The sequence below is a fragment of the Variovorax cryoconiti genome (assembly GCF_051216395.1).
Lineage (GTDB): Bacteria > Pseudomonadota > Gammaproteobacteria > Burkholderiales > Burkholderiaceae_C > Variovorax.
Genome location: NZ_JBPJZI010000012.1, coordinates 117964 through 134273 on the forward strand (window position 1 = coordinate 117964; position 16310 = coordinate 134273).

A 16310-nucleotide genomic window follows, 5' to 3' on the forward strand; every position below is an offset into this window, starting at 1 on the left:
TGGGGCGTAAGTTCAAGTCAGTGGGCGATGCGTTCGGCGGCTTCGAGCGTGTTGACCAGCAGCATGGTGATGGTCATCGGGCCGACGCCGCCAGGCACCGGCGTGATCCATCCGGCGACTTCCTTCACACCGTCGAAGTCGACGTCGCCGCAGAGCTTGCCTTCGTCGTTGCGGTTCATGCCGACGTCGATGACCACCGCGCCGGGCTTGACCATGTCGGCGGTCAACACGTTGCGCTTGCCGACGGCCGCGACGATCACGTCGGCCTGGCGCGTCATGGCGCCCAGGTCGGCCGTGGCGCTGTGGCAGATGGTGACGGTGGCGCTCTGGGCCAGCAGCATCAGCGCCATCGGTTTGCCGACGATGTTGCTGCGGCCGATGACCACCGCGTGCTTGCCGCGCAACTCGTAGCCGATCGATTCGAGCATCTTCATGCAGCCGTAGGGCGTGCAGGGCCAGAAGCCGGGCGCCCCGGTCATCAGCGCGCCGGCGCTGGCCACGTGGAAGCCATCCACGTCCTTCTCGGGCGAGATGGCTTCGATGACCTTCTGGGCGTCGATGTGCGGCGGCAGCGGCAGCTGCACCAGGATGCCGTGGATGGCCGGGTCGTCGTTGAGAGCGTCGACGCGGGCCAGCAGCTCGGCCTCGCTCAGGTCGACCGGGTACTTCTCGAGCAGCGAGTGCAGGCCGTTGTCTTCGCAGGCCTTGACCTTGTTGCGCACATAGACCTGGCTGGCGGGGTTCTCGCCGACCAGCACCACGGCCAGGCCGGGCGTCACGCCGCGCGCCTTGAGCGCGGCGGCACGCGCGGCGACGTCGGCGCGCAGTGTGCGGGAGAGGGCGTTGCCGTCGATCAGTTGGGCTGTCATCGTGTTTTCGATTTTCCAAGTAGAAACGCCCGCTTGCGCAGGCGTCGGGGGACTTTCTGGCTATCTGGCCGATAGCATTTCAGGGGGCCTTCGCCGTCGGCTGGGCCTGGCCAAGCGCGATCTTCAGCAGATCGGCCACGGTGTTGGCGTTGAGCTTCTCCATGATGTTGGCGCGGTGCGCCTCGACCGTCTTGATGCTGATGCCCAGGTCGTCGGCGATCTGCTTGTTGAGCCGGCCGGCGACGATGCGCTCGAGCACCTGCGCCTCGCGGCCGGTGAGCTTGGACAGCAGCGCGTCGCGGCTGGCCGACTGCTGGTGCTGCGCGAAGGCGCCCCGTGCGTGTTCGAGCATGCGCTCGACCAGCGTGACGAGCTCGTCCTCGTTGAAGGGCTTCTGGATGAAGTCCATCGCGCCCTTCTTCATTGAGTCGACCGCCATCGGCACGTCGCCGTGGCCGGTGATGACCACGATCGGCAGCGGCGAGCGGCGCTCGATCAGCCGGTCCTGCAACTCGATGCCCGACATGCCGCCCATGCGGATGTCGACGATCAGGCAGGCGACCTCGCGGGGGTCGTAGCGGGAGAGAAAGGATTCGGCGGAATCGAAGCAGCGGACCCGGTAGTCCTTGCCTTCGAGCAGCCACTGCAGGGAGTCGCGCACGGCTTCGTCATCGTCGACGACATAGACCGTGCCCTTCTTTGGAATCAAGCTCATGCGGGTACCTTTGCCTCGTCGTTTGCTACGGAACTGCTAGCGTCCAGCACCGGAATCCAGAAGGAAAAACGGCATCCGACCACGTCCGAACCATTGTAGATGTTCTCGGCCTGCATGCGGCCGCGGTGCGACTCCACGATGGTGCGGCAGAGGTTCAGCCCGATGCCCATGCCTTCGGCCTTGGTGGAGAAGAAGGCTTCGTACAGGCGGTCCATCACCTCGGGTGCCAGGCCCATGCCGGTGTCCTGCACTGAAAACTCGATGGCGTTCTGGCTTTCGATGACCTTGGGCAGCACGCGCAACTCCACGCTGCGCCGCGCCAGCGGGCGTTCGGCCAGGTCGATCGATTCGGCCGCGTTCTTCAGCAGGTTCACCAGCACCTGCTCGATGAGGATCGGGTCGACCAGCACGATGGGCAGCCGTGCCGCCACGTAGTGGTTCAGTCGCACGTTGCGTCGGCGCAGTTCGATGCCGGCCAGCTCGACCGCCTCGCCGACCATGGTCGCCACGTCGGCCGGGGTGCGGTTCGGCTCGCTGCGCTTCACGAAGGAGCGGATGCGCTGAATGATCTGGCCGGCCCGCTGCGCCTGCTTGGCGGTCTTCTCCAGCGCGGCGAGCAGGGCGTCGGAGTCGATCTGCTGGCCCTTGATGCGGGACATCATGCCGTTGCAGTAGTTGCTGATGGCGGTCAGCGGCTGGTTGAGCTCGTGCGCGACGCTCGAGGCCATCTCGCCCATCGTGATCAGCCGGCTCGCGGCCTGCGCCCGGTCGGCCTGCGCGGCGGCCTGTTCTTCGGCGTCGCGGCGCGGCGTGATGTCGGTGGCGATCACCAGCTGGGCCAACCGACCGTCGACCCAGGTGAGGTAGCGCGAACGCACTTCCAGCCACTTGCCCAGCTCGGGCACGAAGATCTCGTTGTTGGCCGGCTGCGCCGTGGTGAGCGTGTCGATCGGCAGGCCGGCGAAGGGGTCGACGTCGTCGAGCGCGTCGTCGTGCGCGGCCGACGCGGGCACGCCGGCCTGCGCCACCATGGACAGGTGGCCGACCGTGTCGGAGCCGAACCACAGTCGGTACAGCTTGTTGGCGAAGAGCAGCTCCTCGCTGCCGATGGGCGCCACCGACACCGCGGCGTCGAGCGCCTCCAGCACCGTCGTGAAGCGCTCGTACGACGCCGACAACTGCTCGCGGATGCGCGTCGGCTCGGTGATGTCGGTCATCGAGGTCATCCAGCCGGTCTGGTGGCCGCGCGCATCGATCAGCGGCGACACGTAAAGCCGGGCGTTGAAGACGCTGGTGTTCTTGCGCTTGACCCGCACCTGGAAGCCGCCGGGCAGGGCGCGGCCATGCAGTTCCTCTTCGAGCCGCTCGTTCATCACCTCCCGGTCGGATTCGAGCCAGTACGGGAAGGGCGGTTTCTGCCCCACGAGTTCGGATTCGCTCCAGCCGGTCATGGCGCAGAAGGCGGCATTCACGTAGGTGATGCGTCCGTCGAGGTCGAGCACCCGCATGCCGGTGAGCATCGAGTTTTCCATCGCGCGCCGGAAGTTGGTCTCGGCGATCAGCGCCTGCTGCGCCTGCAGGCGGCGGCGGGTGTGGCGCCAGGTACCGATCAGCATCCAGGCGGTCAAGACGCTCAGCGCGCCGACCAGCCAGAACAGTCCGTTGCCCACCAGCCCGGGCGAGGTGCGATAGGCCTGCGCGCGCAGGATCACGGCATTGCCGATCGGCGACACCGGCACCTCGTATTCGTTCGTGTGCTCGACCCAGGGCAGCAGCCGTGTGCCGTCGGCGCGCGGGTTGACGGTGTTGCCGGCGAGCACCCCGCCCTTTGCATCCAGCAGGGCGACGGCGTAGCGCGCGCTGACCTCCGGTGGCACGCCGTAGCGCAAGAGGCTGTCGATCGAGAACTCACCCAGCACCACGCCGGCGAACAGCCCCTGGTCGAAGAGGGGGATATGCAACTGCAGCATCGCGACCGGGTCGCCACCCGTCACCGGCTGCGAGAAGACCGGCTGACGCAACTCGCGGGCGAGCGCATAGTTGCTCTCGATGTCGCCCGGGCGCAGCACGTCGTCCAGCACATGCTGCTGCGCGGGGTGCACGCTGGGCGCGGCGTAGTTGGCCTTGAAGCGCCGGCGGTCGTCGATCCAGCTGATCGCCTGCAGTTCGGGGTACTGGCTCACCAGGGACTCGGCGCGACTGCCGAATTCCGCGGCGTCGATCTCGCGGTTGGAGGCGTCGCGGGCCAGGCGCATGAGTTGCTCCTGCCGTTCGAGCAGCCGCAGCCGCAGCCGCTGCTGCGCGTATTCGACGTCGCGCTTGACCGATTCCTGCTCGCGCTCGATCTCTTCGGCCCGCAGGTACCAGAAGGCCGACACGATAGCCGCCAGAAACAGGATCACGGCGGCGAGCGGCACGAGCATCGCGACCGAGTCCTGCAGCACCGGCGTCTGACGGCGCCACCAGCGGCGCCACCACGCCAGTGGCGAGGCTTTCACGGCGCTGCGGGCGGCAGCAAGCGGGCTGAAGAGGGGCATCGACCGAGTGTAGGGGAACCCCTAGTTGGCCTGACGCGAAGCGGTCTCCAAAACGGTTCAGACTGCGATGGCCCGGTGCGCTCCGCAGAATCTGCCGATCAGCGTTTTCACATTAAGAAAACATCAGACACCATTTGAAATTTGACCTGTTCTGTGCGACATTTCCGCCCAGTCAAATCCACAGCCACGCCCTCAAGGAGACAAGCATGTCGGCAAATCCCGAGAACCATTTCGGCTCGGCCGCGAACGACGCGGATGCGCAGGAAACCCGTGAATGGATGGACGCGCTGTCCGCCGTCATCCAGAGCGAGGGGCCCGAGCGGGCGCACTTCCTGCTCGAACAGCTGCTCGAACACGCGCGCCAGAACAGCGTCGACCTGCCGTTCTCGGCCAACACCGGCTATGTGAACACGCTCGAACCCGAGCTCGAAGCGCGCAGCCCCGGCAACCTCGAGATTGAACAGCGCCTGCGCGCCTACATGCGCTGGAACGCGATGGCGATGGTGGTCAAGGCCAACCGCCTGCACCCGGCCGATGGCGGCGACCTGGGCGGCCACATCGGCTCCTTCGCCTCGCTGGCCAGCATGTTCGGTGCCGGCTTCAACCACTTCTGGCACGCCGAGAGCGAAGGCCACGGCGGTGACTGCCTGTACATCCAGGGCCACGTGTCGCCGGGCATCTACGCCCGCGCCTACCTCGAAGGCCGTCTGAGCGAAGAGCAACTGCTCAACTTCCGCCAGGAAGTCGATGGCAAGGGCCTGTCGAGCTACCCGCATCCGAAGCTGATGCCCGAGTTCTGGCAGTTCCCGACGGTGTCGATGGGCCTCGGCCCGCTGATGGCCATCTACCAGGCGCGCTTTCTCAAGTACCTGCATGCCCGCGGCATCGCCAACACCGAGAACCGCAAGGTGTGGGTGTTCTGCGGCGACGGCGAAATGGACGAGGTTGAATCGCTGGGCGCCATCGGCCTGGCCGCGCGCGAAAAGCTCGACAACCTGATCTTCGTGATCAACTGCAACCTGCAGCGCCTGGACGGCCCGGTGCGCGGCAACGGCAAGATCATCCAGGAGCTCGAGGGCGAGTTCCGCGGCGCCAACTGGAACGTCATCAAGCTGATCTGGGGCAAGGGCTGGGACGCCCTGCTCGCCGCCGACAAGGACGGTGCCCTGCGCAAGATCATGATGGAGTGCAACGACGGCGATTACCAGTCGTTCAAGGCCAACGACGGCGCCTACGTCCGCAAGAACTTTTTCGGCCGCGATCCGCGCACGTTGAAGATGGTCGAGCACCTGAGCGACGACGAGGTCTGGAGCCTGCAGCGCGGCGGCCACGATTCGCAGAAGGTGTACGCCGCCTTCCATGCCGCGCAAAAGCACGAAGGCCAACCCACCGTGCTGCTCGTCAAGACCGTCAAGGGCTTCGGCATGGGCAAGATCGGCGAAGGCAAGAACAACGTTCACCAGACCAAGAAGCTGGGCGACGAAGACATCAAGGCCTTCCGCGACCGCTTCAACATCCCGATCCCGGACAGCCAGCTCGCCGACATCCCGTTCTACAAGCCGGCCGACGACACGCCGGAGATGAAGTACCTGCACGAACGTCGCAAGGCGCTGGGCGGTTACCTGCCGCACCGCCGCACGAAGGCCGACGAGAGTTTCACCGTGCCGGCACTGGACACCTTCAAGGCCGTGCTGGAGCCGACCGCCGAGGGCCGCGAGATCTCGACCACGCAGGCCTATGTGCGCTTCCTCACGCAGCTGCTGCGCGACCAGGCGCTGGGCCCGCGCGTCGTGCCGATCCTGGTCGACGAGGCGCGCACCTTCGGCATGGAAGGCCTGTTCCGCCAGATCGGCATCTACAACCCCGCGGGGCAGCAGTACACGCCGGTCGACAAGGACCAGGTCATGTACTACAAGGAAGACAAGGCCGGCCAGATCCTGCAGGAAGGCATCAACGAAGCCGGCGGCATGTCCAGCTGGATCGCGGCGGCCACGTCGTACAGCACGAACAACCGCATCATGGTGCCGTTCTACGTGTACTACTCGATGTTCGGCTTCCAGCGTATCGGCGACCTGGCCTGGGCGGCCGGCGACATGCAGGCGCGCGGCTTCCTGCTGGGCGGCACCTCGGGGCGGACCACGCTCAACGGCGAAGGCCTGCAGCACGAAGACGGCCACAGCCACATCCTGGCCAACACCATCCCGAACTGCGTGAGCTACGACCCGACCTTCGCGCACGAGGTCGGCGTGATCCTGCACCATGGCCTCAAGCGCATGGTGGAGAAGCAGGACAACGTCTACTACTACCTCACGCTGCTCAACGAGAACTACGCGATGCCCGGCCTGCAGCCCGGCACCGAGGAGCAGATCCTCAAGGGCATGTACCTGTGCAAGCAGGGCCCGGTGGTCAAGCCGGCCAAGGGCGCGAAGGAGGCGCCGACCGTGCAACTGCTGGGCAGCGGCACCATCCTGCGCGAGAGCATCGCGGCGCAGGAACTGCTCGAGAAGGAATGGGGCATCAGCGCCAGCGTCTGGAGCTGCCCGAGCTTCAACGAGCTCACGCGCGACGGCCAGGACGCCGACCGCTGGAACCTGCTGCATCCGACCGAGACGCAACGCGTGTCCTTCGTGGCGCAGCAGCTGGCAGCCAGCACCGGCCCGGTGGTGGCATCGACCGACTACATGAAGGCCTACGCCGAGCAGATCCGTCCGTTCATCCCGAAGGGCCGGACCTACAAGGTGCTGGGCACCGACGGCTTCGGCCGCAGTGACTTCCGCAGCAAGCTGCGCGAGCACTTCGAGATCAACCGCCACTTCATCGTGGTGGCCACGCTCAAGGCGCTGGCCGAAGACGGCACGCTGCCGGCCTCGAAGGTCGCCGAGGCCATCCAGAAGTACGGCATCAACGCCGACAAGGTCAACCCGCTCTACGCGTAACCCACCCCGAACAACCGATGCGCCCGACGGGCGGGAGACAGAGATATGGCAGCAGTGGACGTGAAGGTGCCGGACATCGGCGATTTCGACGAAGTCGCGGTGATCGAGGTGCTGGTGAAAGTGGGCGACACGGTGAAGGCGGAGCAGTCGCTGATCACTGTGGAGTCGGACAAGGCGTCGATGGAGATTCCGTCGTCGACCGCCGGCGTGGTGAAGGAACTCAAGGTCGCGGTGGGCGACAAGGTCAAGCAAGGTTCGGTCGTGATCGTGGTGGACGCCGAAGGCGCCGCTGCAGCGCCACCGGCCGCGGCGTCTGCCTCTGCCGCGCCTGCGCCCCAGTCCGCACCCGCCCCGGCGCCTGCTGCGGCAGCCCCGGCCGCCGCGCCGGCTGGCCCGGTCGAGGTGAAGGTGCCGGACATTGGTGATTTCAAGGACGTGTCCGTCATCGAAGTGCTGGTGAAGCCGGGCGATGCGATCAAGGTCGAGCAGTCGCTGATTACCGTGGAGTCGGACAAGGCGTCGATGGAAATCCCGTCGTCGGCCGCCGGCACGCTGAAGGAAATGAAGGTCAAGGTCGGCGATGTCGTGAACATCGGTGATCTGATCGCGGTGCTCGAAGGCACGGCCGGCGCGGCACCCGCACCGGCGCCCGCGGCATCGCCGGCACCTGCATCGGCGTCCGCTGCGGCGGCGCCAGCGGCCGCCACGGCCAGCGCGCCCGCGCCCAGCGCGGCGCCTGCCGCGCACGACACCACGACACCGCCGAGCGGCAGCCTGCCGCACGCGTCGCCGTCGGTGCGCAAGTTCGCGCGCGAACTCGGCGTGCCGCTGGACGAGGTCAAGGGCTCCGGGCTCAAGGGCCGCATCACGCAGGAAGACGTCCAGGCCTTCACCAAGGCCGTGATGAGCGGCGCCGCCAGCACCAAGGCCGCAGGCGCCAAGGCGCCGGCCGGTGGTGGCGACGGCGCGGCGCTGGGCCTCATTCCGTGGCCCAAGGTCGACTTCGCGAAGTTCGGCACCGTCGAGCGCAAGGAGCTGTCGCGCATCAAGAAGCTCAGCGGCGCGAACCTGCACCGCAACTGGGTGATGATCCCGCACGTCACGAACAACGACGAGGCCGACATCACCGCACTGGAAGCCTTCCGCGTGGCGACCAACAAGGAAAACGAGAAGTCGGGCGTCAAGGTGACGATGCTGGCGTTCGTGATCAAAGCGGTGGTCGCGGCGCTGAAGAAATTCCCCGAATTCAACGCCAGCCTCGACGGTGACACGCTGGTTTACAAGCAGTACTACAACGTCGGCTTCGCGGCCGACACGCCCAACGGGCTGGTGGTGCCGGTGCTCAAGGACGCCGACAAGAAGGGCATCCTGCAGATCAGCCAGGAAATGGGCGACCTCGCCAAGAAGGCGCGCGACGGCAAGCTCGGCGGGGCCGACATGCAGGGCGGCTGCTTCTCGATCAGCTCGCTGGGCGGCATCGGCGGCACGCACTTCACACCCATCATCAACGCGCCCGAAGTGGCCATCCTGGGCCTGTCGAAGAGCGCGATGAAACCGGTGTGGGACGGCAAGCAGTTCGTGCCGCAGCTCACGCTGCCGTTGTCGCTGTCGTACGACCACCGCGTGATCGACGGTGCCTCCGCTGCACGCTTCAACGCGTACCTCGGCCAGGTCCTCGCCGACTTCCGTCGTGTGCTGCTCTGAGGAACACCCACCCCCGAAGCGCCTGCGGCGCCTCCCCCTCAAGGGGGCGATACCAGCGGCCCGGCAAAGCCGGTTCCGCGGTATCCCTGGAATTGGCTGCGCCAGTTTCATGTCACTGAAAAGGATTCGAAATGAGTGAACAACAGATCAAGGTGCCGGACATCGGCGACTTCGACGAAGTCGCGGTGATCGAGGTACTGGTGAAGGTGGGCGACACGGTGAAGGCGGAGCAGTCGCTGATCACCGTGGAGTCGGACAAGGCGTCGATGGAAATTCCATCGTCGGCGGCCGGCACGGTGAAGGCCGTGGCGGTGAAGGTCGGCGACAAGGTCAAGCAGGGCTCGGTGGTGTTGACGCTGGACGTGGCCGAAGGGGCTACTGCGCCTGCATCCGCGCCGGCGCCCGCTGCGGCACCGGTGGCCAAGGCGACGTCGCCGGCCCCAGCAGCGGCTGCACCGGCACCGGTCGCATCGAGCTACAGCGGTTCCGTCGATGTCGAGTGCGACCTGCTCGTGCTCGGCGCCGGCCCGGGCGGCTATTCGGCCGCCTTCCGCGCGGCCGATCTCGGCCTGAAGGTCGTGCTGGTCGAGCGCTACGCGACGCTGGGCGGCGTGTGCCTCAACGTCGGCTGCATCCCGTCGAAGGCGCTGCTGCACGTTGCGGCCGTGATGGACGAGGTCAAGCACTTCGCCGACATGGGCGTGACCTTCGGCGAGCCGAGCATCGACCGCAGCAAGCTGCTGGCGCGCAAGAACAAGGTGGTGAGCAAGCTCACCGGCGGCCTCACGGCGATGGCCAAGATGCGCAAGGTGACAACGGTGCGCGGCGTCGGCGAATTCATCGACCCGTACCACGTCAAGGTGCAGGAGACCTCGGGCGACGGCCGCGACACCACCGGCAAGGCGCAAACCATCAAGTTCCGCCACTGCGTGATCGCCGCCGGTTCGCAGGCGGTGCATCTGCCCTTCATGCCCAAGGACGATCCGCGGGTGGTCGACTCGACCGGCGCCCTGGAACTGGGCGTCGAACCCAAGCGCATGCTCATCCTGGGCGGCGGCATCATCGGCCTGGAAATGGGCTCGGTGTATTCGTCGCTCGGCGCGCGCCTGGACGTGGTCGAGATGATGGACGGCCTGATGCAGGGCGCCGACCGCGACCTGGTCAAGGTGTGGCAGAAGATGAACGCGCCGCGCTTCGACAACATCATGCTCAAGACCAAGACGGTGGGCGCTGAAGCCACGAAGGAGGGCATCCGTGTCAGCTTCGAAGGCGAGGCCGCCCCGAAGGAACCGCAGCTGTACGACCTGGTGCTGCAGGCCGTCGGCCGCACGCCCAACGGCAAGAAGATCGCCGCCGAAAAGGCCGGCGTGACGGTGACCGAACGCGGCTTCATCCCGGTCGACATCCAGATGCGCACCAACGTGCCGCACATCTTCGCAGTGGGCGACATCGTCGGCCAGCCGATGCTCGAGCACAAGGCGGTGCACGAGGCGCACGTGGCGGCCGAGGTCATCGCCGGCGAGCAGAAGGGCGACAAGGAGCTGGCGAGCGCCGCCTTCAACGCGCGCGTGATCCCGAGCGTGGCCTACACCGACCCCGAAGTGGCGTGGGTCGGCATCACCGAAGACCAGGCCAAGGCCGAGGGCGTCAAGATCAGCAAGGGCCTGTTCCCGTGGAATGCGTCCGGCCGCGCCATTGCCAACGGGCGTGACGAGGGCTTCACCAAGCTGCTGTTCGACGCCGAGAGCCACCGCATCATCGGCGGCGGCATCGTCGGCACGCATGCGGGCGACATGATCGGCGAGATCGCGCTGGCCATCGAGATGGGCGCGGACGCCATCGACATCGGCAAGACGATCCACCCGCACCCGACGCTCGGCGAGAGCATCGGTCTGGCGGCCGAGGCGGCGCACGGCAGCTGTACCGACTTGCCGCCGGTCAAGCGCTGAGAACGTGCGAATGAACCTGCTGCGCGCCCCGATCTCGCCTCTGCGGTCCTCACCGCACGCGAGTGCGGCTCCGGTCCTCGACGCAAGCTCGGGGCGCTCGCGACGGTTCCTTCACATGTTCTGAGTCCGGGACGCCGCCCCAAGAAAAAACCCGCCGACGGCGGGTTTTTTCTTGGGTGCGACAGCTTCGATTACTTGACCGCGGCGCGCGACGCTTCGTCGTCTTCGGTGGACAGCACGCGGCGGGCGCCGTCGAAGCGGCGCTTCCAGTAGCTGCCGTTCATGTCTTCCACGCGCACCTGGGCGCCGGTGCGCGGCGAGTGGATGAACTTGCCTTCGCCCACGTAGATGCCGACATGGCTGAAGGCGCGGCGCATCGTGTTGAAGAACACCAGGTCACCCGGCTTGAGTTCGCTGCGGTCGATCTTCTCGGTGGCCGCGGCCTGTTCTTCGGCGCGGCGCGGCAGGAGGTGGCCGACCGTCTGGTTGTACATGGCGCGGACGAAGCCGCTGCAGTCGAAGCCGCCTTCAGCCGTGTTGCCACCGCGACGGTAGGGGACGCCCAGGAAGCCGATGGCGGTCACCACCAGATCGGACGTCCGTTCGACCACGCTTTGGCGAACTTGCTGCAACTGGCCGATCAAACCCTTGTCCACCAACACCCGGTCTATGTCGTCCGAACGGTCTGCAACGGGGGCGGCATGCGCGGCACCGGCGACGAGAAGGGAGGCAAGGATCAGGAGAAAACGCATGGGTTCGTAGGATAGGGATGACAGCCAAGAGTGTCAATTTGAAGCGAATTCTCGATTCTGCCTGTAAACGCCTGTCGCAACTCATGTTTTCACTTTTTTCAATGATGTGACATGTAAAGTTGCAAAGACCTTGAAATATTTTGTGACAGATATGTAGCGCAAAGGTTTACTAGTTGTGTCCATATTTGCGCATTGCGAAAGCCGAATTGTCAAATCGACCATTGGACGTAGAAATGAATGTGAAATTGAAGCGGCTTCTTGGCCTGGGTTTGACGATGGGTTGCCTGGCCAGCGGGGGCTCTGTGATGGCGCAGGCCACGGTCGAGCGCGTGGCGACGGGGTTGGAGAACCCTTGGGCGGTCGCGTTCCTGCCGGATCAGCGCTTTCTGGTGACCGAGCGGGCCGGGCGACTCCGCGTCGTCGGCGCCGATGGACGCATCGGTGCGCCCGTGTCCGGCCTGCCGACGATCGCAGCGGGCGGGCAGGGCGGTTTGCTGGATGTGGTCACCGACAGCGCCTTCGCCAGCAATCGCACCGTCTATGTCTGCTTCTCTGAGCCTGAGGCCGGGGGCTCGAGCAACAGCACCGCGGTGCTGCGGGCCACGTTGTCGGGCGACGCCACGCGCCTCGAGAACGTCCGGGTGATCTTCAGCCAGCGGCCCAAGGTCGCCAGCAGGGCGCATTTCGGCTGCCGCATCGTCGAGGCGCGCGACGGCACGCTGTTCATCACGCTGGGTGACCGCTTCAGCCGCAAGGAAGACGCGCAGAAACTCGACAACCACCTGGGCAAGGTCGTGCGCATCCAGAAGGACGGTGCGGCACCGACGGACAACCCCTTCGTGGGCCGGGCCGGCGCGCTGCCGGAAATCTGGAGCTATGGCCATCGCAACGGCCAGGGCGCGACACTCGGCCTCGACGGCCGTGTCTGGATGCACGAGCACGGCCCGCAAGGTGGTGACGAGATCAACGTGCCTCAGCCGAGCAGGAACTACGGCTGGCCGGTCATCACCTATGGCGAGAACTACGGCGGCGGGAAGATCGGCGACGGCCTCACGGCCAAGGACGGCATGGAGCCGCCGCTGCACTACTGGGTGCCCTCGATCGCGCCGTCCGGCATGGCGTTCCTCACCAGCGACCGCTACGGCCCGGCCTGGAAGGGCAACCTCTTTGTCGGTTCGCTGAAGTTCGGGTATCTGGACCGCATCGTGCTCAAGGACGGCAAGGTCGTCGCCGAGCACAAGCTGCTTGAAGACGGTCGCGCCCGCATCCGCGACGTGCGCCAGGGGCCCGATGGCCTGCTCTATGTGTTGACGGACGAGTCGGACGGCAAGCTGCTGCGTTTGCGGCCGCAGTGACTTTGCTCAGGTGGGGCAGCGTGGCAGCGGCAGGGTCGGCAGCATGGCCTTCCAGAGTCGCAGCCAGGGTGCCCAGTCGTGGCCGCCGTCGGTGGTGAAGGTCTGCGATGGGAGGAGCTTTGCCGCCAGCAAACCGTTGGCTTCGGCGAAGCGGTCGGCCTTGCCGTAGCCCAAATACAGCGGCGGATGTCCGGGCGCTCCGTTGCCGTAGCCGTTCAGCCAAGGCCAGATCGCCGCTTCGCCCAGGTACGGCGCCAGCGCCACCAGACCGGCGACATCCGAAGGGTGCTCTTTCGCGTAGGTCAGCCCACCGAAGCCGCCGAGCGAGATGCCTGCGATCCAGATCGCGCGATAGCCGCGCGCCCGGGCCGGAGCGATCACGTCCTGATGCAGCCGCTCGACGAAGGTGTTGCGCTGGTAGTAGTTCAGGTGCGCATCGACACGCACCACGTCGACGGCCAGGCGTGCGTCGTTCACCGCCTGCACGAAGCCCTCGCGCACGAACTCGTCGGGGTGCGAATAGACGCCGGGCAGCAGCACCAGCAGCGTGTCGGCGTGCAGGGTGCAGCGGCTGGCGTCGGTCTGCGTGTACATCGGGGCATCGGCGGAGCGCCAGGACGCGCAGCCTGCGATCCCCAGCGCCAGCAGGCCGAGCATGATCGCCCGCCGGCCAGGCAGCCACGCGATACGGTCTAATTCCGCATCGCGCCGGGCGGCTGTGTGCCCCGGCGTTTTCTCGAAGGAATTTCTCATGCTGCTCGACGTCTCCGTGTCCCAATTGGTCCTGATCGACTACCAGCCCCGCCTCATGCCCGCCATCTTCGAAGGCGAGGCCGTCGTGGCCAATGCCGTCCGTCTCGGCAAGATCGCGAAGATGCTCGACGTCCCGACATGGGGTACCGAACAGAACCCGTCCAAGCTCGGCGAGAACGTGCCGGAGATCCGTGCACTGTGCCAGCGTTCGCTCGCCAAGATGCATTTCAGCGGCGTGGAGGAAGGCCTGGGCGAATGGTTGCGGCCGCCGGCCAAAGCGCCGCAAGGCAATGCGCGCAGCCTGCCCAAGCACCTGCAAAAGCCGAGCACCGGCGGGCAGGACGAGCGCAACACGATCGTGGTGGCTGGCTGCGAAGCGCATGTCTGCCTGTTGCAGACCGCGCTCGACCTGCTGGAAGACGAATTCGACGTCTGGGTCGTGACCGACGCCTGCAGCTCGCGCACCGAACGCAACCGCGACGCCGCCTTCGACCGCCTGGCCGGCGCCGGCGCCGAACTGGTGACCACCGAGATGGTCGGCTTCGAATGGCTGCGCACGGCGGAGCATCCGGCCTTTCACGAGTACCAGTCGCTGATTCGTTGACATAGATCAAGGCAGCGCGCGGCGCACGGCCTGGCATCTGAACAGGCGCGGTCTCTGTGTCAGCGTCCTGCAAGCGCCGGCACCAATCATGAAATCAGATCCTGCATCCGAGCGGGACGATGCCGGAGACAAACCCCATGCCCCAATCATCCGCCGCCCATGGCGCTTCCTACGGCGACTTCTATCGCCGCTCCATCGACGACAGCGAGACCTTCTGGGCCGAGCAGGCCGCGTTCATCGACTGGAAAACGCCGCCGCAGCAGATCCTGGACGCGAGCCGTCCACCCTTCGCGCGCTGGTTCGTCGGCGGTACCACCAACCTTTGCCATAACGCCGTCGATCGGCATCTGGCGGCTCGCGGCGGCCAACCGGCGCTGATCTGCGTGTCGACCGAGACCGGCCACGAACGCATCTACAGCTTCCGCGAACTGCACGCCGAGGTGCAGCGCACCGCGGCCAGCCTGCTGGCGCTGGGCGTGAAGCGCGGCGACCGCGTGCTGATCTACATGCCGATGATCGCGGAAGCCGCCTTCGCGATGCTGGCCTGCGCGCGCATCGGCGCGGTGCACTGCGTGGTGTTCGGCGGCTTCGCGAGCGGCTCGCTCGCCTCGCGCATCGAGGACGCTGAGCCGACGGTGGTGGTCAGCGCCGATGCCGGCTCGCGCGCCGGCAAGGTGATCGCGTACAAGCCGCTGCTCGACGAGGCGATCCGGCTGTCGACGCACAAGCCGGCCGCGGTGCTGCTGGCCGATCGCGGGCTGGCGCCGATGGAACTGGTCGCGGGCAGGGACCATCTGCTGCGCGACCTCGCCGCGCAGCACGCCGACACGGTGGTGCCCTGCACGTGGCTCGAATCCACCGAGATCAGCTACACGATCTACACCAGCGGCACCACCGGCAAGCCCAAGGGCGTGCAGCGCGACACGGGTGGCTACGCGGTCGCGCTCGCCGCCAGCATGCAGCACATCTTCGACGGCCGGGCCGGCGAGACCTTCTTCTCGACCAGCGACATCGGCTGGGTGGTGGGCCACAGCTACATCGTCTACGGGCCGCTGATCGCGGGCATGGCGACGATCGTGTACGAGGGCCTGCCCACGCAGGGCCTGGACGGCCAGCCGGACGGCGGCATCTGGTGGCAACTGGTCGAGAAGTACCAGGTGACGGTGATGTTCAGCGCGCCCACCGCGGTGCGCGTGCTCAAGAAGCAGGACCCGGGACTGCTCAAGAAATACGACCTGTCGAGCCTGCGCGCGCTCTTCCTGGCCGGCGAGCCGCTGGACGAGCCGACGGCCCGCTGGATCAGTGACGGGCTGGGCGTGCCCATCATCGACAACTACTGGCAGACCGAATCGGGCTGGCCGATCATCACCATCGCCAACGGCGTGGAGAAAAAGCCCAGCAAGTTCGGCAGCCCGGGTGTGCCGATGTACGGCTGGCGGGTGAAAATCGTCCACGAGTCCACCGGCGAGGAACTGACGACGCCCGGCGAGAAGGGCGTGGTGGTGGTCGAAGGCCCGACCCCGCCGGGCTTCATGCAGACAATCTGGCGCGACGACGCGCGCTTCGTCAACACCTACTGGAAGAGCATCCCCGACCGGATGGTCTATTCGACCTTCGACTGGGGCATCCGCGACGCCGACGGCTATTTCTACATCCTGGGCCGGACCGACGACGTCATCAACGTGGCGGGCCATCGGCTCGGCACGCGCGAGATCGAAGAGGCGATCTCGGGCCATCCGGCCATCGCCGAGGTGGCCGTGGTCGGCGTCGCGGATGCGCTGAAGGGGCAGGTGGCGGTGGCCTTCGCCGTCACGAAGGACGGCAGCGCCGACCCGGCGCTGGAAGGTGAGGTCATGAAGCGGGTGGCCGATGACCTCGGCGCGCTCGCGCGGCCGGCGCGGGTGCATTTCGTGACCGCGTTGCCCAAGACGCGCAGCGGCAAATTGCTGCGGCGCGCCATCCAGGCGGTGTGCGAAGGGCGTGATCCGGGCGACCTCACGACCATCGACGACCCCGGCACCCTCCAGAAGATCCAGCAACTGCTTGGCCGTTGAGGTCTTGCTACCACAGCGGGCGCTGTCACAGGGTTGACGTGGCACAATGCCATGGTACTCAGGCCCTTCCCTAGCCACAGTC

At 66.5% G+C, this 16310-nt stretch carries 11 protein-coding genes; 6 read left to right on the top strand and 5 right to left on the bottom strand.

All coding sequences use genetic code 11. The features are described 5' to 3' along the window. Positions 1-17: 17 nt before the first annotated feature. From folD to ACSFA2_RS23115, 3 genes are all read right to left on the bottom strand, one after another. Positions 18-869 carry a bifunctional methylenetetrahydrofolate dehydrogenase/methenyltetrahydrofolate cyclohydrolase FolD gene (gene folD, locus ACSFA2_RS23105; protein WP_435457662.1) on the bottom strand — a complete coding sequence of 284 codons (852 nt, stop codon included), beginning with the start codon at positions 867-869 and terminating at the stop codon, positions 18-20. Positions 870-948: 79 nt separating this feature from the next. Then, positions 949-1584 carry a response regulator transcription factor gene (locus ACSFA2_RS23110; protein WP_262074376.1) on the bottom strand — a complete coding sequence of 212 codons (636 nt, stop codon included), beginning with the start codon at positions 1582-1584 and terminating at the stop codon, positions 949-951. Then, complete coding sequence (locus ACSFA2_RS23115; RefSeq protein WP_435457663.1) at positions 1581-4121, bottom strand: PAS domain S-box protein; 2541 nt, start codon at positions 4119-4121, stop codon at positions 1581-1583. Before ACSFA2_RS23115 ends, ACSFA2_RS23110 begins: the two co-directional genes overlap by 4 nt. A 206-nt stretch (positions 4122-4327) precedes the next feature. On the opposite strand from ACSFA2_RS23115, the gene aceE reads away from it, so the two are divergent. From aceE to lpdA, 3 genes are all read left to right on the top strand, one after another. Then, positions 4328-7057, top strand: coding sequence for a pyruvate dehydrogenase (acetyl-transferring), homodimeric type (gene aceE / locus ACSFA2_RS23120; protein ID WP_435457664.1), 2730 nt, complete (start codon positions 4328-4330; stop codon positions 7055-7057). A 45-nt stretch (positions 7058-7102) separates the two neighbouring features. Continuing rightward, positions 7103-8761, top strand: coding sequence for a dihydrolipoyllysine-residue acetyltransferase (gene aceF / locus ACSFA2_RS23125; protein ID WP_435457665.1), 1659 nt, complete (start codon positions 7103-7105; stop codon positions 8759-8761). A gap of 131 nt (positions 8762-8892) precedes the next feature. Continuing rightward, complete coding sequence (gene lpdA, locus ACSFA2_RS23130; protein ID WP_435457666.1) at positions 8893-10710, top strand: dihydrolipoyl dehydrogenase; 1818 nt, start codon at positions 8893-8895, stop codon at positions 10708-10710. 191 nt (positions 10711-10901) lie between these two features. Here lpdA and ACSFA2_RS23135 read toward each other — a convergent pair whose 3' ends face one another. Next, entirely contained in the window at positions 10902-11462 is a 561-nt protein-coding gene (locus ACSFA2_RS23135) for a C40 family peptidase (protein WP_435457667.1), read from the bottom strand. 275 nt (positions 11463-11737) lie between these two features. Here ACSFA2_RS23135 and ACSFA2_RS23140 point away from each other — a divergent pair, with 275 nt between their 5' ends. Further along, entirely contained in the window at positions 11738-12817 is a 1080-nt protein-coding gene (locus ACSFA2_RS23140; protein ID WP_435457686.1) for a PQQ-dependent sugar dehydrogenase, read from the top strand. A 6-nt stretch (positions 12818-12823) separates the two neighbouring features. On the opposite strand, the gene ACSFA2_RS23145 is transcribed toward ACSFA2_RS23140, so the two are convergent. Beyond that, on the bottom strand, positions 12824-13474 hold the full coding sequence (locus ACSFA2_RS23145; protein ID WP_435457668.1) for an alpha/beta hydrolase: 651 nt from the start codon (positions 13472-13474) through the stop codon (positions 12824-12826). Between the two features lie 94 nt (positions 13475-13568). Between ACSFA2_RS23145 and ACSFA2_RS23150 the strand changes: the two genes are divergently transcribed. Beyond that, positions 13569-14174 carry an isochorismatase family protein gene (locus ACSFA2_RS23150; RefSeq protein ID WP_435457669.1) on the top strand — a complete coding sequence of 202 codons (606 nt, stop codon included), beginning with the start codon at positions 13569-13571 and terminating at the stop codon, positions 14172-14174. Between the two features lie 137 nt (positions 14175-14311). Then, on the top strand, positions 14312-16228 hold the full coding sequence (locus ACSFA2_RS23155) for a propionate--CoA ligase (RefSeq protein WP_435457670.1): 1917 nt from the start codon (positions 14312-14314) through the stop codon (positions 16226-16228). Positions 16229-16310: the final 82 nt, after the last annotated feature.

What these genes read in the sequence shown, in the direction of transcription:
- folD (WP_435457662.1), bottom strand. Translation starts at nt 869, where the DNA reads ATGACAGCCCAACTGATCGACGGCAACGCCCTCTCCCGCACACTGCGC.
- ACSFA2_RS23110 (WP_262074376.1), bottom strand. Translation starts at nt 1,584, where the DNA reads ATGAGCTTGATTCCAAAGAAGGGCACGGTCTATGTCGTCGACGATGAC.
- ACSFA2_RS23115 (WP_435457663.1), bottom strand. Translation starts at nt 4,121, where the DNA reads ATGCCCCTCTTCAGCCCGCTTGCTGCCGCCCGCAGCGCCGTGAAAGCC.
- aceE (WP_435457664.1), top strand. Translation starts at nt 4,328, where the DNA reads ATGTCGGCAAATCCCGAGAACCATTTCGGCTCGGCCGCGAACGACGCG.
- aceF (WP_435457665.1), top strand. Translation starts at nt 7,103, where the DNA reads ATGGCAGCAGTGGACGTGAAGGTGCCGGACATCGGCGATTTCGACGAA.
- lpdA (WP_435457666.1), top strand. Translation starts at nt 8,893, where the DNA reads ATGAGTGAACAACAGATCAAGGTGCCGGACATCGGCGACTTCGACGAA.
- ACSFA2_RS23135 (WP_435457667.1), bottom strand. Translation starts at nt 11,462, where the DNA reads ATGCGTTTTCTCCTGATCCTTGCCTCCCTTCTCGTCGCCGGTGCCGCG.
- ACSFA2_RS23140 (WP_435457686.1), top strand. Translation starts at nt 11,738, where the DNA reads ATGGGTTGCCTGGCCAGCGGGGGCTCTGTGATGGCGCAGGCCACGGTC.
- ACSFA2_RS23145 (WP_435457668.1), bottom strand. Translation starts at nt 13,474, where the DNA reads ATGCTCGGCCTGCTGGCGCTGGGGATCGCAGGCTGCGCGTCCTGGCGC.
- ACSFA2_RS23150 (WP_435457669.1), top strand. Translation starts at nt 13,569, where the DNA reads ATGCTGCTCGACGTCTCCGTGTCCCAATTGGTCCTGATCGACTACCAG.
- ACSFA2_RS23155 (WP_435457670.1), top strand. Translation starts at nt 14,312, where the DNA reads ATGCCCCAATCATCCGCCGCCCATGGCGCTTCCTACGGCGACTTCTAT.